Annotated in this window: 24 protein-coding genes and 1 pseudogene; 15 read left to right on the top strand and 10 right to left on the bottom strand. The window is 42.6% G+C overall.

What is annotated here, in order from left to right:
* Window positions 1–6: 6 nt before the first annotated feature.
* Window positions 7–1,512 carry an asparagine synthase B gene (gene asnB / locus MUN89_RS03835; RefSeq protein ID WP_244711548.1) on the bottom strand — a complete coding sequence of 502 codons (1,506 nt, stop codon included), beginning with the start codon at window positions 1,510–1,512 and terminating at the stop codon, window positions 7–9.
* Window positions 1,513–1,819: 307 nt separating this feature from the next.
* Complete coding sequence (gene ku / locus MUN89_RS03830) at window positions 1,820–2,653, bottom strand: non-homologous end joining protein Ku (protein ID WP_244711546.1); 834 nt, start codon at window positions 2,651–2,653, stop codon at window positions 1,820–1,822.
* Window positions 2,654–2,755: 102 nt separating this feature from the next.
* Here ku and MUN89_RS03825 point away from each other — a divergent pair, with 102 nt between their 5' ends.
* Complete coding sequence (locus MUN89_RS03825) at window positions 2,756–4,525, top strand: DNA ligase D (protein WP_244711545.1); 1,770 nt, start codon at window positions 2,756–2,758, stop codon at window positions 4,523–4,525.
* A 97-nt stretch (window positions 4,526–4,622) separates the two neighbouring features.
* On the opposite strand, the gene menE is transcribed toward MUN89_RS03825, so the two are convergent.
* Genes menE through MUN89_RS03805 form a run of 4 tightly spaced genes read right to left on the bottom strand, consistent with a single transcriptional unit; the run spans window position 4,623 to window position 9,326 of the window.
* On the bottom strand, window positions 4,623–6,179 hold the full coding sequence (menE, locus tag MUN89_RS03820) for an o-succinylbenzoate--CoA ligase (RefSeq protein WP_244711544.1): 1,557 nt from the start codon (window positions 6,177–6,179) through the stop codon (window positions 4,623–4,625).
* A 60-nt stretch (window positions 6,180–6,239) separates the two neighbouring features.
* Window positions 6,240–7,007, bottom strand: a complete 768-nt coding sequence (locus MUN89_RS03815; RefSeq protein ID WP_244711543.1) for a 3-hydroxyacyl-CoA dehydrogenase — start codon at window positions 7,005–7,007, stop codon at window positions 6,240–6,242.
* Window positions 7,008–7,010: 3 nt separating this feature from the next.
* A complete protein-coding gene (locus MUN89_RS03810; protein WP_244711542.1) occupies window positions 7,011–8,165 on the bottom strand; it encodes a thiolase family protein in 1,155 nt (384 codons plus the stop codon).
* 12 nt (window positions 8,166–8,177) lie between these two features.
* The gene (locus MUN89_RS03805) at window positions 8,178–9,326 is read right to left on the bottom strand and encodes an acyl-CoA dehydrogenase family protein (protein ID WP_244711541.1); all 1,149 of its coding nucleotides are present in this window, start codon (window positions 9,324–9,326) and stop codon (window positions 8,178–8,180) included.
* 179 nt (window positions 9,327–9,505) lie between these two features.
* Here MUN89_RS03805 and MUN89_RS03800 point away from each other — a divergent pair, with 179 nt between their 5' ends.
* The 8 genes from MUN89_RS03800 to MUN89_RS03765 all read left to right on the top strand — a co-directional run bounded on the left by MUN89_RS03800 (window position 9,506) and on the right by MUN89_RS03765 (window position 14,357).
* Entirely contained in the window at window positions 9,506–9,748 is a 243-nt protein-coding gene (locus MUN89_RS03800; protein WP_244711540.1) for a spore germination protein, read from the top strand.
* A gap of 15 nt (window positions 9,749–9,763) precedes the next feature.
* Complete coding sequence (locus tag MUN89_RS03795) at window positions 9,764–10,006, top strand: spore germination protein (protein ID WP_244711538.1); 243 nt, start codon at window positions 9,764–9,766, stop codon at window positions 10,004–10,006.
* Between the two features lie 22 nt (window positions 10,007–10,028).
* Entirely contained in the window at window positions 10,029–10,475 is a 447-nt protein-coding gene (locus MUN89_RS03790) for an Hsp20/alpha crystallin family protein (RefSeq protein WP_244711537.1), read from the top strand.
* 15 nt (window positions 10,476–10,490) lie between these two features.
* Window positions 10,491–10,928: an Hsp20/alpha crystallin family protein gene (locus MUN89_RS03785; protein WP_244711536.1), complete on the top strand. Its 438-nt coding sequence runs from the start codon at window positions 10,491–10,493 to the stop codon at window positions 10,926–10,928.
* Between the two features lie 17 nt (window positions 10,929–10,945).
* Window positions 10,946–11,389, top strand: coding sequence for a hypothetical protein (locus tag MUN89_RS03780; RefSeq protein WP_244711534.1), 444 nt, complete (start codon window positions 10,946–10,948; stop codon window positions 11,387–11,389).
* Window positions 11,390–11,614: 225 nt separating this feature from the next.
* Window positions 11,615–12,814 carry a S8 family peptidase gene (locus MUN89_RS03775; protein WP_244711532.1) on the top strand — a complete coding sequence of 400 codons (1,200 nt, stop codon included), beginning with the start codon at window positions 11,615–11,617 and terminating at the stop codon, window positions 12,812–12,814.
* Between the two features lie 156 nt (window positions 12,815–12,970).
* Window positions 12,971–14,200: a helix-turn-helix domain-containing protein gene (locus MUN89_RS03770; RefSeq protein ID WP_244711531.1), complete on the top strand. Its 1,230-nt coding sequence runs from the start codon at window positions 12,971–12,973 to the stop codon at window positions 14,198–14,200.
* Between the two features lie 13 nt (window positions 14,201–14,213).
* The gene (locus MUN89_RS03765) at window positions 14,214–14,357 is read left to right on the top strand and encodes a hypothetical protein (RefSeq protein ID WP_244711529.1); all 144 of its coding nucleotides are present in this window, start codon (window positions 14,214–14,216) and stop codon (window positions 14,355–14,357) included.
* Between the two features lie 36 nt (window positions 14,358–14,393).
* On the opposite strand, the gene MUN89_RS03760 is transcribed toward MUN89_RS03765, so the two are convergent.
* A complete protein-coding gene (locus tag MUN89_RS03760) occupies window positions 14,394–15,140 on the bottom strand; it encodes a Cof-type HAD-IIB family hydrolase (protein WP_244711527.1) in 747 nt (248 codons plus the stop codon).
* Window positions 15,141–15,465: 325 nt separating this feature from the next.
* Window positions 15,466–16,602: a cysteine desulfurase family protein gene (locus MUN89_RS03755; protein ID WP_244711525.1), complete on the bottom strand. Its 1,137-nt coding sequence runs from the start codon at window positions 16,600–16,602 to the stop codon at window positions 15,466–15,468.
* 102 nt (window positions 16,603–16,704) lie between these two features.
* On the opposite strand from MUN89_RS03755, the pseudogene MUN89_RS21935 reads away from it, so the two are divergent.
* From MUN89_RS21935 to MUN89_RS03735, 5 genes and pseudogenes are all read left to right on the top strand, one after another.
* Window positions 16,705–17,756: pseudogene (locus MUN89_RS21935) on the top strand (FAD-dependent oxidoreductase); the annotation flags it as partial.
* A gap of 198 nt (window positions 17,757–17,954) precedes the next feature.
* The gene (locus MUN89_RS21930; protein WP_318036134.1) at window positions 17,955–18,263 is read left to right on the top strand and encodes a hypothetical protein; all 309 of its coding nucleotides are present in this window, start codon (window positions 17,955–17,957) and stop codon (window positions 18,261–18,263) included.
* Complete coding sequence (gene nadC, locus MUN89_RS03745; protein WP_244711523.1) at window positions 18,244–19,110, top strand: carboxylating nicotinate-nucleotide diphosphorylase; 867 nt, start codon at window positions 18,244–18,246, stop codon at window positions 19,108–19,110. Before MUN89_RS21930 ends, nadC begins: the two co-directional genes overlap by 20 nt.
* Complete coding sequence (nadA, locus tag MUN89_RS03740; protein ID WP_244711522.1) at window positions 19,097–20,203, top strand: quinolinate synthase NadA; 1,107 nt, start codon at window positions 19,097–19,099, stop codon at window positions 20,201–20,203. Before nadC ends, nadA begins: the two co-directional genes overlap by 14 nt.
* Window positions 20,204–20,524: 321 nt before the next feature.
* Window positions 20,525–20,983 carry a DinB family protein gene (locus MUN89_RS03735; RefSeq protein WP_244711521.1) on the top strand — a complete coding sequence of 153 codons (459 nt, stop codon included), beginning with the start codon at window positions 20,525–20,527 and terminating at the stop codon, window positions 20,981–20,983.
* Window positions 20,984–21,037: 54 nt separating this feature from the next.
* Here MUN89_RS03735 and MUN89_RS03730 read toward each other — a convergent pair whose 3' ends face one another.
* Window positions 21,038–21,748: a DNA alkylation repair protein gene (locus MUN89_RS03730; RefSeq protein WP_244711520.1), complete on the bottom strand. Its 711-nt coding sequence runs from the start codon at window positions 21,746–21,748 to the stop codon at window positions 21,038–21,040.
* Window positions 21,749–21,836: 88 nt separating this feature from the next.
* The gene (locus MUN89_RS03725; RefSeq protein ID WP_244711519.1) at window positions 21,837–22,151 is read right to left on the bottom strand and encodes a YrhK family protein; all 315 of its coding nucleotides are present in this window, start codon (window positions 22,149–22,151) and stop codon (window positions 21,837–21,839) included.
* A 172-nt stretch (window positions 22,152–22,323) separates the two neighbouring features.
* On the opposite strand from MUN89_RS03725, the gene MUN89_RS03720 reads away from it, so the two are divergent.
* Window positions 22,324–23,460: a CapA family protein gene (locus tag MUN89_RS03720; RefSeq protein WP_244711518.1), complete on the top strand. Its 1,137-nt coding sequence runs from the start codon at window positions 22,324–22,326 to the stop codon at window positions 23,458–23,460.
* The last annotated feature ends 77 nt before the right edge of the window (window positions 23,461–23,537 follow it).

Here is a 23,537-nt window from a genome sequence, read left to right as displayed (position 1 = left end):
ATAAGACTAGGCTGTCGCCCAGCGTCCGACAGTTTCAAGCATGGCCGGATCTTTAAAATGGTGAGTAAAAATTTTATAATAAAAAGCTTCCTGTTTGGAACGAATATCAATAGGGGCTTTAGACTGAAGCGCCTGCATTTCATCATCCGAAATGTTTTTCTCAGCATACTGATCCAATAAATCCAGCGCTCCGCTTCCTTCAGAGAATTCCGCCTTCTTCCTCCAGAGGACCTCATCAGGAAGTTCTCCGTCAAAAGATTTTCTTAAGAGCCATTTTTCCATGCGCTCCTCTTTGTGAATCTTTAATCCAGCTGGAATCTTCAATGCGTTCTCCACGACGTCCAGATCAAGGAAAGGAACACGCAATTCAAGGGAATGCGCCATGCTCATTCGATCCGCACGCTGCAGGTTGACATGGTGAAGCGTATTTAAGATCCGAATAATTTCCTGGTTAAGATCCGCTGTCTCCTGGTACTTTTCCATATAGGCGTATCCAGCAAACAGTTCGTCCGCTCCTTCACCAGACAGTATGACCTTCACATGCTGGGCTGCGAGCTTCGATACAAAATAATTGGGAATGGCACTTCTTACTAATGAGGGTTCATATGATTCGAGATGGTATATAACATCAGATACGGCCTCGATCAATTCCTCTTCAGTGTAAATGTATTCATAATGCTCAGTTCCGAGTGCTTCAGCAACGATTCGTGCATTTCGTACGTCCGCACTGCCCTCAGCTCCTACACAGAAGGATTTGAGCGGAAATGGCCCCTTGTGATATTTCTTTGCTATAGCAGCGATCAAACTACTGTCCAGTCCTCCACTGAGCAGTACACCTACTTCTACATCTGCGACAAGCCGTTTTTGAACGGCAATTTCAAGGGTCTGACGGATCTGATGGTTCACATCAGAAAGTTGATCTGTACTATATTCATGTTCAGGTTCTGCTATTTTGCGGTAGCAGACAAAACCTGATTCTGGAGTAAAGTAATGGCCATGAGGGAACTCATGGGCTTCTTCTACAAACCTGTAGATCGCCTTTAATTCAGACGAAAAGACATATTTTCCTTGTTCATCTCTTCCATAATATAAGGGCTTGATCCCTAACGTATCCCGGGCAACGATAAAACTGTTATTTCTTTGATCAGCAATAAAAAAAGCAAACATTCCGTCCAGCTGATCGATCGCTTCTGCCCCTTGAGTTTCCACAAGTTTAAGAGCAACTTCACTGTCAGAATGAGTTAGGAAATTTGTTTCACTCTGTAATTGCTCCTTAATGGATGAATAATTGTAGATTTCACCATTGCAAACGATCCATTGATCCTTTTTTTCATTATGAATCGGTTGGATCCCGTCTTCTAATCCAATAATAGACAAACGGCGGTGGCCGAGCTTCACATTATCCAGCACAACGGATTTCCCTTCGTCCGGCCCCCGGTGATAAAGCAAGTCTAATACTTCATCCATTTCTTTCTCTTCTATTTCACCCATGGAAACAAATATCCCACACATAAATTCTAAATCCTCCTCGGCATAGACAACCTTGTTATTTGAATCGATTACTAATGGTACGCTTGTCCATATGATTCTTCAACACGGGTATACCACCAAAAAAAGAAAACAATGGGCATATGAGACTATCGCTTGGAAATATTGGAGAGTACTGCAAAATCCTTTTAAATACAAGGACAGACTCGTATATCCTTCAAATGTGTCGATCATCACGTTTTTACACGACTGGTTCGGGATGAGAAACTGGCAGGAACAGCGTACAGCCCAAAATACTGAATGACTGCACGCTCGTTTTGACTATCCCAGTTTAAGATGTCTTTTTCTTTGTTTTGGACACTGTTTTTCGCTTTGTTGTTTTCTTTTTGTTTCCTTTCGTTGATTCCAGTGATTTTTCCAATGCCTCCATCAAATCAGTGACATTGGCTTGCTTCGGCTTCACTTTTGCAGTAGTGATTTCTTCGTTGTTCCGTTTCGCTTCAATGAGCTCCATTAAAGCTGTCCGGTATTCATCCTGGTATTTATCTGGGTCGAACTCAGCAGTTAACTGGTCAATTAATGATATCGCTGTGGTGAGTTCTTTTTTGCTTAGCTCCGTATTTTCAGGAACATTAGGTACATCCTGTACATTCCTCACTTCATCAGGGAAATGAATCGTCTCCATTAAGAGTGTGTTTTCGTACACCCGGACAATCGCTAATTGTTCCTTTGAACGAATGATAATTTTTGCGATTCCGATTTTCCCAGTGTCTTCAAGAGCTTGCCGAAGCAGTCCATAAGCCTTCGATCCTCCATCATTGGGAGAAATAAAGTAGCTGTTCTCAAAATAGATAGGGTCAATTTCTTCTAATTTTACAAAATCAAGAATCTCCACGGCTTTGTCTTCCTGTTCCTTCTTTAATGCTTTTAAATCTTCGTCATCAAGCACGACAAACTTGTTTTTGGCATATTCATACGCCTTCACAATTTCATCTCGCTCGACCTCTCGTTCACAAACGGGGCACCTTTTCTTATATTCGATTGGGGATTGGCATTCTTTATGAAGCTGTCTTAGCTTAATATCTTTATTTTCAGTGGCCGCATGCAGCTTGATCGGGATATTTACTAACCCAAAGCTGATAGACCCTTTCCACATAGTGTGCATAGCTATAGCTCCTCCTTTTTCTTTAGCTTTTGTTAAATGACAGCAAATATGACTAAAAGGGATTGACTGATATAAACTAAGAATGAAAAGGAGGAAGCCACCTTGATTAAGCCGATGCTGTTAACGATGTCAGATGATGTCCCGGAAGGAAAGGACTGGCTTTATGAAATTAAATATGATGGATACCGCGCCCTTTTATTTTGCACGGAAAGTGACTGCCGGTTGATCAGCCGGAATGGCAAGGATTTATCTGCGCAATTTCCTGAAATTATTGAAGCAGCCGCTCGTTTTAACCATACTCATCTGCCACTAACGCTGGACGGGGAGCTGGTCATTTTGAACAACCCCTATCAAGCAAACTTTGCACGACTCCAGCAAAGAGGACGTTTACAGAATCATGATAAGATTATTGCTGCGTCACAAAGCCGCCCTGCTACGTATATGGCTTTTGATTTCCTTACCGATAACGACCATCCTTACAAAAAGAGAAAAAAGCAGCTAGCCTCGTTTTTGAAATCCTTCCCCTCTTCCCGCATTCAATATGTAGAAACCTACGACGATTCAGAGGAAATCCACAAGATTGCTTCCCTGCACCTGTCGGAAGGAATCATTGCTAAGCATAAACAGAGCCGTTATGAACCTGGCCATCGGACGAAACAATGGATCAAGACAAAGCTTTGGAAAGATGTGTCTGGGTTTTTAACAAGATTTGATCCCCAAAACAGCTACTATCACATGGAAATATGGGACAAAGGGCAGCGTGTTCCGCTTGGATCCGTTAAAAACGGTATCGAATCAGAACAGTCTCAGACGCTGCGTACATTTTTTAAAAAACATGGAACCCAACGAGGGAAAAAGTGGGAGCTTGCACCGAGCATTTGTGCTGATGTTCACTGTCTGGGGGCTGAAAATGGGGAACTCCGCGAACCAGTATTTTCACAGTTTCGTTTTGACCTCGAACCTGATGACTGCACTGTCGAAAAAAGAGACTTTGATTTAGCTGTGATTCCTGAGGAAATCGGAGCTTCTAAATTAGAAAAAGAGCTTTGGCCGAGGGTTACGAAAAGAGACTACTTGATCTACCTAAGGCATATTGCTCCTTATCAGCTTTCATTTCTAAAGCAGAAAAAAGTCACGCTGATTCGTTATCCTGACGGTATTGGTGAACATTCTTTTTTTCAAAAGCATAGACCGGACTATGCTCCTGAGTTCATTGAATCCTGGGAGAATGATGGGGAACAATTCATGTTATGCAACGACCTTTCCTCGTTATTATGGATGGGAAATCACGGTGCTCTCGAGTTTCATATTCCTTTTCAAAAGGTTTCTTCCTCCTACCCAGATGAAATTGTCTTTGATCTAGACCCTCCAAGCAGAAGCGAATTCAGCCTGGCTGTCACCGCTGCACAACTGATTAAACATTTGATGGATCAACTTGACATGATAAGCTTTGTTAAAACCTCTGGAAATAAAGGGATGCAGCTGCATATTCCCATTGAAGAAGGGGCGCTTACCTACGAGGAAACAAGGGGTTTTACCGAAGCTATTGCCCGGCTCTTAGTAAAGGAAAAGCCCGATATATTTACGATTGAGCGTTTGAAGAAAAATCGGGGAAATCGGTTGTATTTGGATTATATTCAACACGCAGAAGGAAAAACGATTGTGGCTCCTTATTCAGCACGGGCCACCGAAAAAGCCACCGTTGCAGCCCCATTATTTTGGGAGGAATTAACGGAGGATTTATCTCCTGAATCATTTACGATTCTAAATACAATTGCGCGGATTCGTCAGCGTGGATGCCCTTTTAAGGATTATGACCGTGTTAGAAAACAACAGCCTGTCGAGCAAATAAAAAAATGGTTCCTTTCATGAAATTTGTCGAATATTGCCCGGGAAATAAATTTGAAAAATGTCGGAACGATAAAAAAACTGCGAACGGATAAATATCCATTCGCAGTTTTTGATGGAGTCATTCTAATATATGGGTGGCTTTTTCACGCAATTTAAACTTTTGCAGTTTGCCGCTGGCATTTCTCGGCAATTCATTAACGAATTTGTAATGGCGCGGCCGTTTGTACCTGGCAAGCCGCTCTTCTGATTTGCAAAATTCATCAAGGATCTGCTCATTTAAATTTTCATCTTTTTTAACAATATAGGCCGTTACCTTTTCCCCCCAGGTTTCATCGGGTTCACCGACTACTGCTACATCGAGAACCCCCGGGTGGTCGAAGAGGGTATCTTCCACCTCCCTTGAATAAATATTTTCTCCTCCGGAAATGATCATGTCCTTAAGTCTGTCGCGCACCCATAAGTAGCCGTCTTGATCAAAGGTACCGATATCTCCAGTATGGTACCATCCTTTGAACAAAGCTTCCTGGGAAGCCTCCGGCCGGTTATAATACCCCGGCATCATACTCGGTCCCCGTACGATTATTTCTCCGAGCTCTCCTTGTTGACAAGTATCATCTGGTTCAGAAGGCCACCCCTCCCTCGTACGAACGACTCTGACTTCATGGTTCATAAGCGGCCGTCCGGCTGAACCCGCTTTTTCAAGCTGCTCGTCTTCAGATAAGACTGTAATAGCCGGACCCATCTCCGTCATTCCATACGCCTGAAGAAGCTGTATACCGATCGCTTCATGCAGACGTGTCGTTAAGGCTGGGGCCATCGGTGCTCCACCATATAATCCTTGGCGAAGCGTCTGGAAATCTTCTTTCGTAAAGTCTTCCTGCAGCATCATATTCCACATCGTTGGAGCTGCAAAGAACGTGGTCACTTGCTCTTCTCTTACCGTCTCGATAACTTTATCCGCTTCAAAATGATGTAAGATGACTGTGGTACCTCCGATTAATACTCTCGGAAGAAATGCACAATGAAGCTCTGCACAGTGAAACATAGGAGCGACGGATAAGCCGATGTCTTTCTTAGTAAGTCTCATCGAAGCTGTCATAATCAGGGCTTGGTCCATCATGTCACGATGGGTATGGATCACTCCTTTAGGAGATCCGGTTGTTCCTGACGTGTACATAATGGAATAGATATCATCCTCATCCAGATCGCAATCCGGACGCTTATTAGACACTTGATCAATTTGGTCATAATAATTTACTGCATAGTCGAGGTCGTGTTCGTCAATAGACCAGTACTGAATAAACGATGCTTCTTTCGCCAGAGGCTTTACTCTCTCCGCTGTTGCTTTTTCAAAGATCAGTAATTTTGGCTTGGCATCCTTGACGATAAATTCAACTTCTTTGGCAGAAAGCCTGAAATTAATCGGGTTAAAAATCGCCCCTATTTTCATGCAGGCGAAGAGAGTAGTGGCAAACTCAGCTGTATTGAACAGAAGGGTAGATACTTTATCGCCTTTTTTAATGCCGTTTGCTGACAGAGCATTGGCGAGTTTATTCACCTCCAAGTTCCACTGGTAATAGGTCCACCTTTGACCGATACGGCTATCGACTAACGCTTCTTTTTCTGGATATTTTGCCACCGTTTGCTCAAACATACTTCTTAAAGTTGGTCCCATTTTTTAAAATCGACTCCTTTGTATGATTTGACACAAGACATGACCTCTCACCCAAGACAGTTATTTCGGCTGCATACGTATTGCTCCGTCGAGACGGATCACCTCCCCATTAAGCATTGGGTTATCCAAAATACTTATCACTAATTTCCCGTATTCGTCTGGTTTGCCAAGACGATTCGGGAACGGAGTCATCTTCCCAAGCGTTTCTTTTGCGGATTCCGGCAGCACGCTGAACATCGGGGTTTCAAATACTCCAGGTGCGATAGTCATTACCCGTATACCATAACGAGCGAGTTCTCTCGAAATGGGAAGGGTCATACTGGCCACGCCTCCTTTTGAGGCACTGTAAGCCGCTTGTCCTATCTGTCCTTCAAAGGCAGCTATAGAAGCCGTATTAATCATGACACCGCGTTCTCCATCGCTATTTGCCGGGTTGTTTTTCATGCTGTCCGCAGCTAACCGAATCACGTTAAAAGTGCCAAGCAGGTTCACTTCAATGACTTTAGAAAAGCTCTCGTAAGCATGTGGTCCATCTCTGCCGGATACTTTTTCTGCAATTACAATTCCTGCACAATTAACCACTGTATTTACAGGACCAAATTTATCGGCTGCTGCTTCGAGTGTGTATGCAACATCCGTTTCTGAAGTAACGTCGACCTCTTGAAAGAGTACTTGTTCCCCTAACTCTTCCGCTAACTTTCTCCCTTTGTCTGCATTAAGATCTGCAATTACTGCCCTGCCTCCGCCAGCTGCGATCTTTCTGACGGCAGCCTCTCCTAATCCTGAAGCACCACCCGTAACAACGGCTATGACGTTCGCAATGTCCATAAGTTAATCCTCCAATCTTTCAATGATTGTAGCATTAGCCATACCTAATCCTTCACAAACCGCCAGAAGGCCATATTGTCCTCCTGTGCGTTCAAGTTCGTGTATTAAAGTCGTCATCAGTTTCGCTCCAGTTGCCCCAAGTGGGTGACCAAGTGCAATAGCTCCGCCATTCACATTCAGCCTAGCCGCTGAGGCACCCGTTTCCTTAAGCCAATATAACGGAACAGAGGCAAAAGCTTCATTGACTTCAAAAAGGTCGATATCGCCAATACTCAGTCCGGCTTTTTGTAAAGCTTTATATGTAGCTGCCACCGGCCCCGTAAGCATTAAAGTAGGGTCTGATCCAACCACTGCCCTCGACCGAATTCTAAAACGCGGCCTTATATTTAACGACTCCGCTTTCTCTTTTGACATTATTAGCACCGCAGCCGCTCCATCACTAATTTGGCTTGCATTACCAGCCGTAATCCGTCCACTTTCTTTAAAGGGTGGCTTTAAGGAAGATAGAGCTTCGATTGAAGTTCCCGGCCGCGGACCTTCATCGATAGTCACAGCCTTCGTTTTTCCTTCTTCGTTTACTACGTGGACCTCCATCGTTTCTTTTTCAAATCTGCCTTCCTTAATTGCTTGCAGCGCCTTTCTATGACTTTCGACCGCAAATTGATCCAATGATTGTTTACTCAGGTTCCATTTTTCTGCAATTCTTTCAGCTGACAACCCCTGATTGATCATTTCATACTGCTCTGTCAGCTGACGGCTGTACTCGCTTCCTTGCCGGTTTGAAAACATAGGCACCCGCGACATGCTTTCCACCCCGCATCCAATCACTACATCCATATCTCCGCTCACAATGGCCTGGGAGGCAAAATGAATGGCTTGCTGGCTTGACCCACATTGACGGTCAATAGTGACCCCTGGAACTTCCACGGGAAAACCGGCACTTAAAGCAGCTATCCTGGCAATGTCCCCCGATTGTTCCCCTACTTGAGATACACAGCCGGCAATAACGTCATCGACTTCCTCCACGTTGATTCCGGACCTGTTTATCAATTCTTTTAAAACCAGCGCTAATAAGTCATCTGGTCTTGTGTGGGCAAGAGTTCCATTCCTCTTCCCAACTGGAGTACGCACAGCCTCCACGATTACTGCCTCTCTCATCAACTCAACTCCTTAAGAAAGTCCCATTTTCTTCGCGATGATCGTTTTCATAATTTCATTGGAACCTGCATAGATCGCAGCGACAGGTGCATCCCTGTACCTTCTTGCAATCTCATATTCTTCCATATATCCATAGCCTCCGTGTAATTGCATACAGGTAGCGGCCGTCTTCTTTACTAAGTCTGTAATCCACCACTTTGCCATCGACACTTCTTTTACGACCTCTTCTTTATTCATATGCGCCTCTATTGTGCGGTCTAAGAAAGCACGGCCGATTTCCACTTCCGTTTGCAATTCAGCCAGCGTAAACTGGGTGTTTTGAAAAGCCGCAACAGGTCGTCCAAATGCTTCTCTCTTTTTCACATAATCAATCGTGATTTCAAGCATTCTCTCACAGGCTGCAATTCCACCAATAGCTACAATCAAGCGTTCCTGCTGCAGATGTTTCATTAGATAATAAAAACCTTCTCCTTCACTGCCAAGGAGATTTGTGACTGGCACTTTAGCATCTTCAAAGATTAATTCAGCTGTATCCTGACTATGCAGGCCGACTTTAGATAGTTTATTTCCTTTCGTAAATCCCTCTGTATCTTTCTCCACGAGCAAAAGACTGATCCCTTTGTGAGCGGGGCTGGTTTTAACATTTGTCTTACACACGAGCAGGATCAAATCTGCATGCTTTCCATTTGTAATAAATGTCTTTTCCCCATTTACTACATAATGATCCGCATGCTTTACTGCCGACGTCCGTATAGCTGCAAGGTCAGATCCTGCTCCAGGTTCAGTCATCGCAATAGCGGTAATAATCTCTCCGGTTGTACATTTAGGAAGCCATCTCTCTTTTTGTTCTTCCTTTCCATATGCCATTAAATAGGGGACTACAATATCGCTATGGAGGCCAACGCCAATCAAACCTGTGCCGACCCTTTCAAGTTCTTCATTAATGATGACGGAATAACCAAAATCCGCTTCAAAACCACCGTATTTTTCAGGAAGCCACGGACACAAATATCCTTGGCCGCCAAGCTTTTTCCAAAAGCTTCTCGGAATCAGGCCGTTGTCTTCCCATTCCTGAAAGGAAGGATAGGCTTCCTTTTCAAGAAACCTGCGAAGAGATTTTCTTAGGATTTCATGTTCTTCCTGTATGTAAGAAGCTTTCATATGTGCCTCCTCATAAGCCATCGTTTTGGGCGTAAACTTTTCCTTACTTGCTTATTCTTCCTTTCTAATGCAATCTCCTGCTCGAAATTCGTAAACGCTTTCAACAAGTTCTTATAACGTTCCCCAAGAAATTCGCATACATTACAAGAGATTAGGGAGAAAAAGGAGGAGTTTGACAGATGCCGTCCATAAATAACATTTATAACATTAAAGTTAACAGCATCTCTCATAACGGCTCGGTCAACATAGGCGATGCCCTCCATAATTCCCCTACTGCCAACTCAAAAGCCACCGGTCAGAATACTTCCTACGGGGACGCAGCTCCTGCCAGCGCAGGCATGGAGAATGTATATATTGATCCTGATGTTGAGGATCAAGGACAAAGCGGAAACTCCGCCGATGTTAATGCTACGCAGCAATAAGAAAGGAGGGAGCTTATGCCGTTTCTAATCAACGTATTTAACGTGAAGACGAACGGAGTTACTCAAAACGCAAACCTAGATTTTGGAGGCATCGTTCAGAACAGTCACACCGCAAACTCGAAAAATATAGGCATCAACTTTTCAAATGGAGACCTTTCTTCCTCAGCCTCTTGTATGGCGAATAGTTACTTCGATACATCCTTAACAGATCAAGATCAAAATGCCAACCCATCCCCTCCATTCACAAGTCAATTTTAGCGGATAGAAAGAAGGAGATCTTATGAATCCATTTCAATCGATGTTTCCTTTTGGCGAAGATGCCCAAAAATGGATGAAAGCTGCCCAGTCTAACGATATTCATAAGTTCGTTAACGGAGTATTGGAAAATTCCATGCCTGCAGGATTCGCTCATATGGGCGGACTTGCTGCTCCGGCAACACCAAGAGAAAAGAACCTCAATGAAAGCGTCTTTGATACTCATGACCATGTGTATATAAAGATCCCTGTCCACCCCAGTGATTCGCTTGAAGAATTGAAAATTTACCACAAGTCCTACCAATTGATGATTGAAGGATTTCCAAAGCCTGGAGACCTTCATACAATTACACTTCCCGCCCTAGTAAAGAAAAAAGGCGCGGTCGCCAGGTACAGCGATGAAGAACTACAAATCAGGCTTCCGAAGAAAGTCGATACTCAGTATTCTGAAATCAATGTCAAAAGGGATTAGCAGGGAGGGTTTTGAATGGAGTCCGATAAGCTTCACCAGTGGATGGATATTGCCAAACAATATCAAACAGGAGATTTCTGGACCCACGTTTTTGAGAAAGACGGAAATATGGTTGAAATCGATAAGCAGTCCACAAGCCCTGCCTATCCTCCGGCTGATATACACACAACAGAAGAAGAGGTATATGTATTTATTGAACTTTCAGGGGTGCATAAAGAAGACATTGAGCTTACAATTACTGAAAATAAGCTAAGAATAAAAGGGATTGTCCATCCTCTTCTTGAAGGACACAAAACCATTCAACAAGAACGGAAATACGGGGAATTCGAACGGACCATCATCCTTCCCGAACCGGCGGAAGATGTACCTTTGCAAACCAAATATGTAAATGGCCTTTTACTCATCCGTTACATGCGAATCCAAAAACCAGAACGCAGAATTATGATTGAATAAACTATGAGGTGAGACCTATGTCTCTTTTTCAAAAAAAGCCTTCATCTTTAAGTGAACGCGTTAGCGAAGTGGAAAATAAATTAAAGCAGCTACGGTCCCAAGAAGTTCACATGAAACGACAGTTGGAAAAAGCGGCAGCACCTCATGACTTCCTTTCAGAAATTGAAATAAAACAGTACATTGATCAAACCATACAAAAACAGACATCTGTGTTATATAAAAAGTTGAGTTCTCAACTCAATCGAAAGCTGCACGTAATCGAAACCGAAGTTAAAGAGATTAAAGAAAAATTAAATTCTACAGATTGTCAAAGGAACCAGAGCCCATCCATTTATGTAGATCAGCTTTTCTTAGAAAAATTTGAGAATGTCAACAATATTGAGCAAATCGGAGTAAGGGATTTAAGCGGACAATTAAATATTGGCACCAGTCATAATTCTCCCAGGCAAAACGAGGACTAAACAGCTTTTCATTCAGCCTGCTTTAGAGAGGTGGAGAAAAAAAAGGGTAAACATGTATTTTAATAGAATCTTTTATCGTTTTTTTCTCAATACCCCTTGAGATCAAGCGATGATACAATAATGATTACAAAGATTGAATATTCAGATATTTTTCAAGGGGGTGTACCTAAAGGACAAGCATCGGATGTTCAGCTTAGGAATAATAAATATGTGAGGTGGAGAAAAATGAAGAGCGTTTCATTACTAAGCCATTTGTTCCTAGTAGTTGCAACGAAAATTTCCTCTGTTCTTTTCTCCGATGAAAAACATAGCAGAGCAAATAAGAAAACCATCCGTGTCCTTATTCGAGAAAATCAGCCTAGTCCTCAAGTAAAAAAACAGTATGGAGTACGTTGGAATTTTGATAAAAGTTTCTCAACGACGGTAAGTGAAAAACAATATCAACTATTGAAAAAGAAACAAAACATAAATGTTGAATTAATACCCAAAGTTAAGCTTGAGCCTGGCCTTTCTTCAGACACTTCTCACCACTCAATGCCAAAGGATCGGATTCCAAGAGGTGTGAAAACGTTGTACCAGGAAGCAGGGATGAACGGAACTTCTGGACGGGGCAGCGGAGTTAGAGTCGCTATTCTCGACACCGGCGTGTATATCAATCACGTCGATTTAGCAGAAAATGTCGAGCAATGCAAAGACTTCAGCAGTGCAGAGCACTCTCTTAGAAACCAATGCCATGATGAGCACGGGCATGGAACCCATGCAGCAGGAACTGTATTAGCAAATGGAGGATCCGACGGATTAGGAATCTTTGGGATTGCTCCTGGAGCTAAATTATGGGCATACAAAGTCCTTGGCAAAAACGGAAGCGGCTATTCTGATGACGTTGCTTATGCCATCCGCCATGCCGCCGATCAAGCTGAGAAAGCGGGGACAAAAGTAGTCATATCCATGTGCTTTGAAGAAAGAGACGCTCTAATCTCACAAGCGATCACTTATGCGAATCATAAAGGTGCCCTTATCATTAGAGGGGCTAACGAAGGAAGTAACCGTGCGAAAATTTCGCCAGGAGAGATCAGTTATTTATCTGGTCCAAATACAGTCACTTCTCTTAGATCCAATAATAAACACCCACTTATAAAACAAACTGGCGCTGGTTACGAAATTATTGATGGCGAGATCCACGTAAAAGCTCCGGGTATAGGGATTGAATCCACTTGGAAGGATGGAGGTTATCGTACATTAAGCGGGAACAGCACGGCTCCCCCTCATATCGCCGGATTAGCTGCGGGAATTTGGAGCCAGGATTTACAAATGTCGAACCATTCCTTGCGGCTTAAATTAAAAGCGTTCGCAGAAGCTCAAAACAAAGAACGTAGTCCATGTAATGATGAGCAATTGGATGGCCGGTTTGCCCTGGTAAAGTGACTTGATTCTTCGCTCTATTGTTCTTTAGGACAATGGAGCGTTTTTGGGTCTTTTTTGGGTCTAAGGAAGGAATTTATTACAGATTGGTAGGATTCAGCCAGGTCTCCATCGAATAGAACATACATTCCCCATTTTCATTAAAGGAGTTTGATGGCTATGGAACTTGGACATTTAATTCACTACTTCCGCCGAAAATCCGACCTCACTCTCGAACAATTGGCTGACCAGATATGTTCGATCACTTATTTAAGCCAAATCGAAAACGGAAAAAGAATGCCACGGGAAGATGTGCTCGCAAAGCTCTGCACCCGTCTCGGTCTTGAAATCCATAGAATCTTTCAAGCCGACTCCCTCTTATTAAGAAAAGAACTCTTTTCGTTCTACTCTTTTACTCAGCAAAGGAACGAATTAGAAGCTGATAGAATGTATCACCAGCTGAAAACTGAATTCTCAGAAGCTGAACTCAGTTATCATATGGAAATCTATTTTGAATTATTTTCCCTTTACTATTTTTTCTTCAAACGAGAGATAGAGCTTTATCAAAGGCAGCTTCACGAGCTGGACCCTATGAAAACGCTGATGAATGAAGAACAACGGTATTATTTTGAGTTAATTAAAGGGACTGCTGCTCTATCCTTTTTCCAAGCTGAAGAAGCCATTCATGCCTTCCACGCAGCTCTATCCTTTGAAGGTCCAAAGAAGCAAGGGGACCTTCGCTATAAGCTGGCCATTGCTTACAGCCGGCATAACAAGCTCATTCATTCGAATTCCTACGCTGAGCAGGCAGTCATACTGTTTCAGGATCAATTGGAATACCGACGGATCATGGACTGCTATATGATTCTCGGGATTAATTACAACCTGTTGGGAGAGTATGAATTATCAAAGGATTATTTCCAAAAAATGATGGACCGTCCTTTTGAAGATATTGACATCTCTTTCAAGGGAATGCTCTATCATAATTTCGGCTATCTATTATATAATCAGCAGCACTATGATCAAGCTCTTCTTTACTTACAAAAAGCGATAGATATCCTTTCTGATTCTGCAAGTACACAGCTGGGCTCTCTATTTTTAATGAGCAAGTCCCATATGGCTATGAATAATTCAGAAAGTGCCCGCATATCTATTAAGAAAGGAAAGGAATTGGCTGAGAAGAACGAAAATAAAGAATATCTTCTTAAGTTTGAATATCTTTCCTGCCAATTAAGAGAAGCTGATCATCATGAAATAGAGGTATTGTTAAAAGATCATATCCTTCCCTATTTCTCAAAATATGGAGATAAGGACGACCTTCACTTTTATATTAAGAAACTTGCAGACCTCTATTATGAGGAACATAAATATAAATCAGCTTCTGACTACTACAAGCAGATCATCAGCTAAAGGGGGAATGACGATGAAAAAAGTAACTGCCTTCATCGCAGCTGGAGTGTTCGCCATTGCCTTAAGTTTTGGCTATGGGTACTCTTCTGGATGGCAAGATACCGCCGGCAACGCCTATCAGCCTGACAATGATGCCATTTATCCACCGGTATCCTGAATCAAAAAACCAGACCCCGGGAGGAGTCTGGTTCTTTTACTTCGTAAACAAGCTCTCGATGGCCTCGGCTACCCCATGTTCATCGTTTGTTGAAGTTACCCAATCTGCTGCTTCTTTCACTTTCTCCTGCGCATTTCCCATAGCTATCCCAATAGATGCTTCACGGATCATGGCAATATCATTCATGCTGTCTCCAACAGCCATGACATGATCCATGGAAAGGTCCAGCCACCGGCTCACTTTTAAAAGAGCTGCTGCTTTATTAATTCCTTGTGCATTAATTTCAATATTCGTTGGACTTGAATTCGTTAACTCAAGATCATCATTCTGGTTTAATTCTTCAAGGACCATTTCGCGGACTTCATCATCTTCAATATCAAAACCAAATTTCAGCCATTCATAATCCTCAATTTCTTTTTCGAACGGAGACTTGCTATTAAACAACCCTTGTACGGTGGAGGTCCAGAAATGGAGGTCATGCTTTTCCTTCAGTTCCCATAAGCGCTTCACATGCTTATGGTCAAGAAGATTTCTCTCTACCAGTTCAAAATTATGATTATATATTTCTCCACCATTAATCGTTACGATATACGATGATTCTCCAAGCGATTCCGCAATGGCTTTACAGCCCACTAACGACCGTCCCGTGCTTAATACAACATGAAAGCCTTTATCCTTCGCCTTCTGAATGGCCGCCCTGTTTTCTTTTGATACTTTGCCATTCGAATTCACTAATGTTCCATCCATATCTAAAGCGATCAGCTGTATATTTTGCTGTGTCATGTACCCACGTCCTCTCTTTTGCTCCCTCTATTTTAATACATTCTATAAAAGAGATACAATGTTTCAGCAAAGAGGCTTGTTTCCGTGATTGTTTGAGCTGTTAATTCCCCAACAGATAAAATTTCAGTAAAAATCTCTATAAATATGTTTCGTTCAATATTATTTTGGGAAAATGTATTAAATATCCAATAGAACCTAGAAAAGAGTGATACAATGGAAACTGTTTTTATAAAAAGAATTATAGAAAAACGCACCACAAAAAACAGTAAAAAAAGTAAACGATAAAAAAAGGCCCGTCCGGGTCTTTTTTTTATGATTCATACGATTAATTAGATTGAAAAGTCATCCTTTGTCTTTCCATAATCATCGTTGTGAGACAAGCCGCTAAATCGATCACATCCTCTTTTGTTTGCTCCTTGCCAAACGAAATGCGGATAAACGTTTTTGCTTTTTCTTCCGGATACCCCATCGATAACAGCGTGTGCGCTGGAGACTGAGAAACAGCCTTGCAGGCACTTCCAGTAGAGATAGCAAATCCTTTCCGATTAGCTTCCATCATCGTCCATTGTCCATCTGTTTCCTTTATACATAATCCCACGATTGAAGAGGCATGGTGCAGAAGCGGTTCGCCGACCAATTGGATAGCGGCCCCTGCTTCCTGGATTTGCTCGATAAACACTTCCTTCAAAAACTTCATATGCTGTTGGTGATTTAAATCCTTCTCAAACTTTTCCACTGCAACAGCAAAACCAGCGATTGCAGGCAGATTTACCGTTCCAGGACGCATTCCTTTTTCATGAACAGCATTAGGAACAAACGCACGGGAAGTAAGCGAAGGCTTAATATAAAAGGCCCCGACTCCTTTCGGACCATATATTTTATGACTGGCTATTGAAAAACTGTCTAAAGGAGTGAAATCAAACCCCTTTCCCATAGCCTGGACGCAATCACTATGAAAATAGACATTCTCCTGATTACAAATTTCACGTATTTCTTCTACAGGCTGAATCGTGCCGATCTCCCCATTAACCGATTGAATCGATACGATTCCAGTGCTGTCATTCACCACTCTTTTAAGCTTCGCTAAATCGATGACCCCTTTTGAGGTGAAAGGAACCTTAACAATTTCAAACCCGTCTTCTGCAAGCTTTTCCAAGGCATGCTGAATAGAAGAATGCTCCGCTTCTGAAGTAACGATTCTTTTTCTTCCTCTTGCCTTTGCCAGTCCGTACAAAGACAGGAAATTACTTTCGGTACCTCCACTGGTGAAATAAATACCAGAGCTTTCCACTCCAAGCGTTTCAGCGATAAGATTTCGGCAGTGCTCCAGCAGTTTATCTGCCTCTGTACCAATATTATGCAAACTGCTGGTGTTTCCAAAGTAATGTAAGGCAGCCTGCTGATAAGCATCCAAAGCAGCGGGATCAATGGGACACGTCGCTGCATAGTCAAAATACTTCATCTTTTCCTCTCCCTCACGTAATTTCGATAAAACACTTGTCATTAGTGTAAATGTGTGTAAATATAGGTGTCAATACATGTGCAATTTACAGGAGGCATAATAATGAATAAAGCCGACGTTATCATCATCGGCAGCGGGGTTGCGGCTTTACAGCTGGCGGTTCATCTACGTAATGATCTTAATGTGATTGTTCTCACAAAGTCTGCCCTGAAAAGTAGTAACTCTTCCATTGCTCAAGGCGGTATTGCAGCTGCTCTAGGCAAAATGGATGATCCCTCCCTTCATTTTCTTGACACGATCGAAGCGGGCCGTTTTCACAATGATCCATCTAAAGTTAAAAAGCTAGTAGAAGAAGCCCCATGGTCATTAAAGAATTACTGGATCATGGATGCCAATTTGATGTTCATAAAGATGGCACGCTTTGCCTTGGCAGGGAGGGTTCCCACCGTCATCACCGTATCGTACACGGAGGCGGTGACCAGACAGGGCAACGGATGATAAATTGTTTAATCTCACGTATTGGCAGGAATGTTCACCTTTGCACAAACCACTTTGCTTACGATCTATTAGTCAACAGGAACGGAGAGTGCACGGGCATCAAAGCTAAGGACGCAGATGGTAATAATCAAACCTTTCACTCCCCTCACGTTGTGCTAGCGACTGGCGGGGCTGGACAAATTTATTCATTAACTTCGAATGCTCCTTCAGTGACAGGCGACGGATATGCACTGGCATTTAGAGCAGGCGCTGAACTCTGCGATATGGAATTTGTCCAATTTCATCCCACTCTCTTAATTTGCAACGGAGAAGGAAAAGGACTTGTTTCTGAAGCTGTAAGAGGAGAAGGCGCCTTACTCGTGGATGAAACAGGCAGAAGAATTATGGAGGGGAAACATCCACTCAAAGATCTCGCTCCTCGTCACGTTGTTTCGAAAAGCATATACGAGGAGATGAAACAGGGCAGAATGATTTACTTAGACATTTCTTCCATTCCTCATTTTGAAAAGCGCTTTCCAGCCATCACTCGTCTTTGTAGAGCAAATAATATCTCACTCTCAAAGGGCAGAATTCCCGTTGCTCCAGGCTGTCATTTTTCCATGGGTGGAATTCGGACTGATGAATTTGGCCGCACAACTATACAGGGACTGTATGCAATTGGGGAGGCCGCTTACACAGGCATTCACGGCGCCAACCGATTAGCAAGCAATTCCTTACTGGAAGGGCTTGTCTATGGCAAAAGTCTAGCTGGGTATTTAAACCAACGTTCTTTTCTCTTGCGTAGTGAAGAAAGCTCCCTTCGTCAGTTCCGTCATCCCCGCCGCTTCCCTCCCATCGATGAGCTCCGGAATAGAATGATGGATGCTGTTGGAATTGAAAGAACGGCAGAAACACTGATGCGTCAACTCCATTGGCTGGAGAGCTTTCAGATCAATGATTGGATGTCAGGTTCTTTAGATAGATTTACAGAGAAACAAATTACGGCAGGATTTATGGGACTAACCTCCTGGCTGATCACTACTTCAGCTCTGAAACGAACAGAAAGCAGAGGAGGCCATTATCGAAGCGATTTCCCTGAGGAACGGGACGAATGGAAATTAACACATATTGTGAGACATCGAACAGAGAAAAGGAAGGGTATGTATGAACAGCTTAAAGCTTAAACAAATGCTGGAACATTTTTTCATTGAAGACATTGGGGAGCACGATGTTACGAGTGATCTATTATTCTCAAAAAATGATAGCGGAGAAATTGCTTTTGTTGCTAAGCAGGATGGGATTTTATGCGGTGGAAGTATAATCACTACTGGATTTCAACTTTTAGATCCTGCAATAGAAGTAACCCTTACGAAAAAAGACGGGGAACATATCCGCAAAGGAGAAACCTTTGCCTCTGCTGCAGGCACTCTATCCAGTCTCTTAAAGGGGGAACGCGTGATTTTGAATCTCCTCCAGCGTATGAGCGGAATTTCAACACTTACGAATGAAGCAGTGAAGGCTTTAAACAGTTCTCATACAAGAATATGCGATACACGAAAAACTACCCCGGGATTACGGATGCTCGAAAAATATGCAGTCCGCACTGGAGGTGGTTATAATCACCGGCACGGCCTCTACGATGCAGTCATGATTAAAGACAATCATATTGCTTTAGCCGGATCACTTACTAAAGCTGTCAGCCGGATAAAAAATCAGATCGGTCATATGGTCAAAATTGAAGTAGAAACTGAAACGAAAGACCAGGTATTAGAAGCGGTCGAGAACAAAGTAGATTGTATCATGTTTGATAATTGCACAGTGGAAGAAACGAGGCAGTTTGTACAGCTTGTTCCTCCTGCCATTGTAACAGAAGCATCAGGCGGGATCACTATCGAGCAACTGCCTGCTTACACCAATTCAGGGGTCGATTACATTTCTCTCGGTTTTCTCACTCATTCTGTACCGTCGTTGGATATAAGCGTGCAAGTCCATACGCACGTCAAAGGAGGATTTTCCTATGAATCTATTTGATACACTTAAAGCTCAAAAGCCTGAAATGCCTGATAATTACAATCAATTAACTGAAGCAGAACTCATCGAAAGAGTAGAAGATGTAAAAGCGAAAATGGGAAGAAAGCTCTTCCTGCCCGGACACCACTACCAAAAAGATGAAGTCATCCGCTTTGCCGATGCCAGAGGAGACTCTTTGAAGCTTGCCCAGATCTCTGCCAGGCAAAGTGAAGCAGAAGCGATTGTTTTTTGCGGCGTCCACTTTATGGCGGAAACCGCAGATATTTTAACACGGCCCGATCAGGAAGTATTTCTTCCTGATATGAGAGCTGGATGTTCCATGGCAGATATGGCGGATTTAACACAAACGGAAAAAGCCTGGGAAAAGCTTCTCGAACTTTTTGATGATACAATTCTCCCTCTAACCTATGTCAACTCTACAGCAGCTATTAAATCATTTGTAGGGCTGCATGAAGGGGCGACTGTCACTTCTTCCAATGCTGAAGAAATGGTGTCATGGGCCTTTTCTCAAAAGGAAAGAATACTATTTCTGCCTGACCAGCATTTAGGGAGAAATACAGCTTACAACCTCGGTGTTCCTCTCAAACAAATGGCTGTCTGGGACCCAATTGCTGAAACTCTTCTTTATGAAGGAGCCATGGAGGATATTAAGGTTATTTTATGGAAAGGCCATTGTTCTGTTCATGAGAACTTTACGGTCCAAAATGTTAAACAGATTCGCCGTCAGTATGCCGATATGACCATCATTGTTCATCCGGAATGCCGTCGTGAGGTGGTAGCGATCGCGGATGACGCCGGGTCTACCAATCACATTATTCAAACGATAAATAACGCTCCAGCAGGGACCTCCTGGGCGATTGGGACGGAAATGAATCTTGTAAAAAGAATTATTAAGGAACATCCTGACAAGCATATCGTTTCATTAAATCCCAATATGTGCCCGTGCCTCACGATGAACCGTATCGACCTTCCGCACCTTGCCTGGTGCCTTGAAACGGTAGAAAAAGGAGAACCTCATAATACGATTAAAGTCGATCCAGCTATCGCCTTCCACGCGAAAAAAGCGTTGGAACGCATGCTTGCACGGGTATAATGAAAAGCAGAAAAACCTCTACCCGGACATACGGTAGAGGTTTCAGCTTGTAAAGAAACCCCATGGTTTTTCTAAAACCTTTTTATGCCCAGCAAAAATTCACTTCGCGGCACGATGAAAGGTCGTTCGATGTTGGCGGAGGACCTCCCTAATTTATTCGAACTGCCTTCATAAAACTCCAAAAAAGTAAGATGGCTAATCGGGCTGAAAAATAGATAAATAGTACTAATATAGCTGCATTAGAAGGTTTATTGTTTGAGAGCTTTTTATGAGAGGAATATCCTTAATGCTGAATGGAAGATCTATTGAGGAGGGTATATAATGAGCAGAAGTGAACAGTTTATCAACTATTTTCTATCTCATCGGGAAGTGTTAAATGAATTAATCGAAAAGATTGAACACGAGCATTATACGTATAAACCTACTCCTACATCAATGGAAGCACAGAAGCTCGTCAATCACATCCTGGAAAGCATGTATATGTTTGCTAACATCGCGAACAAGCAGCAGCCAGGTAAACTTTATGAAGAAGAAGACAGCACTCCGCTCCCTGAACGCGCCAAGAACTATACGGATAAAACAGTGGAATTAATTCACGCTCTGTCTGATGAAGACATGGAAGAAATTGTGGATGTCAAAAAAATGCTTGGCCGCGATATTCCAGCCGGTAGTCTGCTTCATTTAGGATTGGATCACGAAATTCACCATAAAGGCCAATTATTTGTTTATGTTAGAGAAATGGGCCATACTGAGCTTCCATTTTATATTAGAAATGAATAATCACAAAGCGTGCAGGGAGAACCTTGCACGCTTTTTACTGCTTTTCTAGATTTCTTAACAAATACATGTTTTTCTTTTTTTACCAATCGCGTTTCTATTTTCAATTTTCTCAATATAATCAGGGGCATACGGAACTTTACAAGCTGTCTTTCCCATATTGACATGAACCTTACCAATGGATTCTGCTGCTCTCTTTGCTTCCTCATGGAGCGGCGGATAATAAGCTCCCACGGCAATTACGAATCCATTCATCACATACCTCACTCGATTGGGCTGATCATGAATCGTTTGTTCCACCTTCTCAAGCAGCTGTTTGACTTCATTAGGATGAATGTCTTCATCAGGAGTGATCGACAAATAATTGGAATACGTACTCCAGCCGGCAGTTGCCACTCCCTCATTTCCCGAGTTCATCCACTTACGAGCAAGTTCCAGAGCATAAGGAGATTCCGCTGCCACTTGAGCTACCGTATATTCATGAATCATGTACCAGTTCGCAAGCTTGACCCACTGCTCAAGTTCCTCTCTGGAAACGAGTTTAGGATTTACCGTCAGCCCTGCCAGGTACATAGCATCACTGTTGCCCGAGCGAAATAAGGAAAGGGCCAGCTCCTGATCTTTCTTCACTCTTTTGACAAGGTGTTTTTTTAAATCCCCTACTTTCACACCCAACACAGGTTCTTTGGCTCCATGACGTTTAAACGTTTTTTTCGTTTGTTCATCTCCTAATTCTTCAAGCTTTGTCAATACTTCTTCATAAGTCAATGCCTTCTCCCCCTTCGACAACTGTTCTTACTTGGTACATTCTCCTTCAACGATAAAATCCCCTGCTTTATCAGCAGAGGAATCGATGTTAATTACGCTTCTGTTCATACTCATTTTTGTAATAACTACGCATGTGGAAACGGTGAATCAGCCTGATTGTTGGTCGTATTAACAGCTGGACACTTCCTAGAACAAATAAAGTGACGCCCCACGTCTGCAAGCTTTCAAAATAGAAAAAAATACTTCCAATTAAAAACCATATGCCAATGATAAAGTCGTTGATGGTATAGAGGACATCGTAACCTTTTTTAAAAAAGATATCGTGACGCCCCATTTTTATGTCCACATACTGCTCTTTACTATGAAAATCTGCATCAGCAGCTTCTGTATTTTTCAAGCTCATGACATCTTCCTCCTTCGTGCATTCCTCTCACTTTTTTGAATACCCAAAAATTGCCGTTATAAATCTGTCATCATATGGAATTTATTTGGATATTTTTGTTATAATAATCCTATAAACGGAGATAAAAGTCCTATATTGACTGATTTTGAAAAATCGATGGAGATGATAGCAGATGCGCCTTTTACTAGCGATCGCAAACCTGGTACTCATATGCATGCTCATAACTGCTTGTGCCGAGAAGCCTTTAAACACCATTGATTCCAAAAACATGCCGAATCTCACCAACACCAGCCTTCATAAAGATGCTCCCGCAAATATCCGAGACCCTCTAACGATTTCTGCCATTGGAGATATCCTTATCCATAAGCGAGTTTATACAAATGCAAAGACGAAAAGCGGCTACGATTTTCTGCCGATGCTCGATCAAGTCAAGCCTTATTTAACTAAATCTGACATTACGATTGCCAATGAAGAAACGATGATCGGCGGCAAAGAGCTCGGGCTTTCCGGATATCCATCCTTTAACTCTCCTAAAGAGGTAGGCGAAGCCTTAAAAGCGTCAGGGGTCGATATCGTTTCTATCGCAAACAACCATAGTCTCGACAAAGGAGAAACAGGCATTCGACATGCCATTAAAAACTGGGAAGATTTAGGAATGATGTACACAGGAGCGTACAAAAGCCGTAAGGACCAGCAGCAGATCCGCGTCTATAAGACTCCTGCCCAGCCGAGTGTAGCCTTTTTAAGCTACACTTACGGAACCAATGGAATTAAAACCCCTGCCGGTAAATCTTATCTAGTTAATCGAATCAACTACTCTGTGATAAAAAGCGATATCAACAGAGCTAAAAAACGAGCCGATGCTATAGTTATAAGCTTTCACTTTGGAAAGCAATACCACCCTTTACCGACTCAGGAGCAAAAGAAGCTGTCTCAATTTGCAGCTGACCAGGGGGTGGATGTGGTAATCGGACACCACCCTCACGTGCTGCAGCCACTGGAATGGCTGACCGGTAAGAACGGAAACAAAACACTCGTTGCTTATTCATTAGGTAATTTCTTCTCTGGACAAGATGCTTTTCAAAAACGGATCGGAGGTATGCTAACCTTTGACCTGGTCACTACTTCTAATAAAAAGGATCCAATCCAAGCTGAGGACCCCAGATTTCTTATTACATTTGTCAGCTCTGAAGGCGCTTATAAATATGAAGTCGTGCCGATGGCATCGTTAAAAAAGTACAGCGGTGACTACGAAGAAACAAAAAAACACCTTTCCCAATGGATGCCTGAACTTTCCTTTATAAACTAGAAAGCTTTAAACGATCGATTACAACTTACTTTTAGTAAGTTAGTGATTGTATTTCATTTAATTACAACTGTGAATAT

Origin of the sequence: Halobacillus salinarum, assembly GCF_022919095.1 — a bacterium.
GTDB lineage: Bacteria > Bacillota > Bacilli > Bacillales > Halobacillaceae > Halobacillus_B > Halobacillus_B salinarum.
The sequence above is the reverse complement of the archived record's forward strand: the minus strand, read 5'-3'. Positions and strand labels throughout refer to the sequence as shown.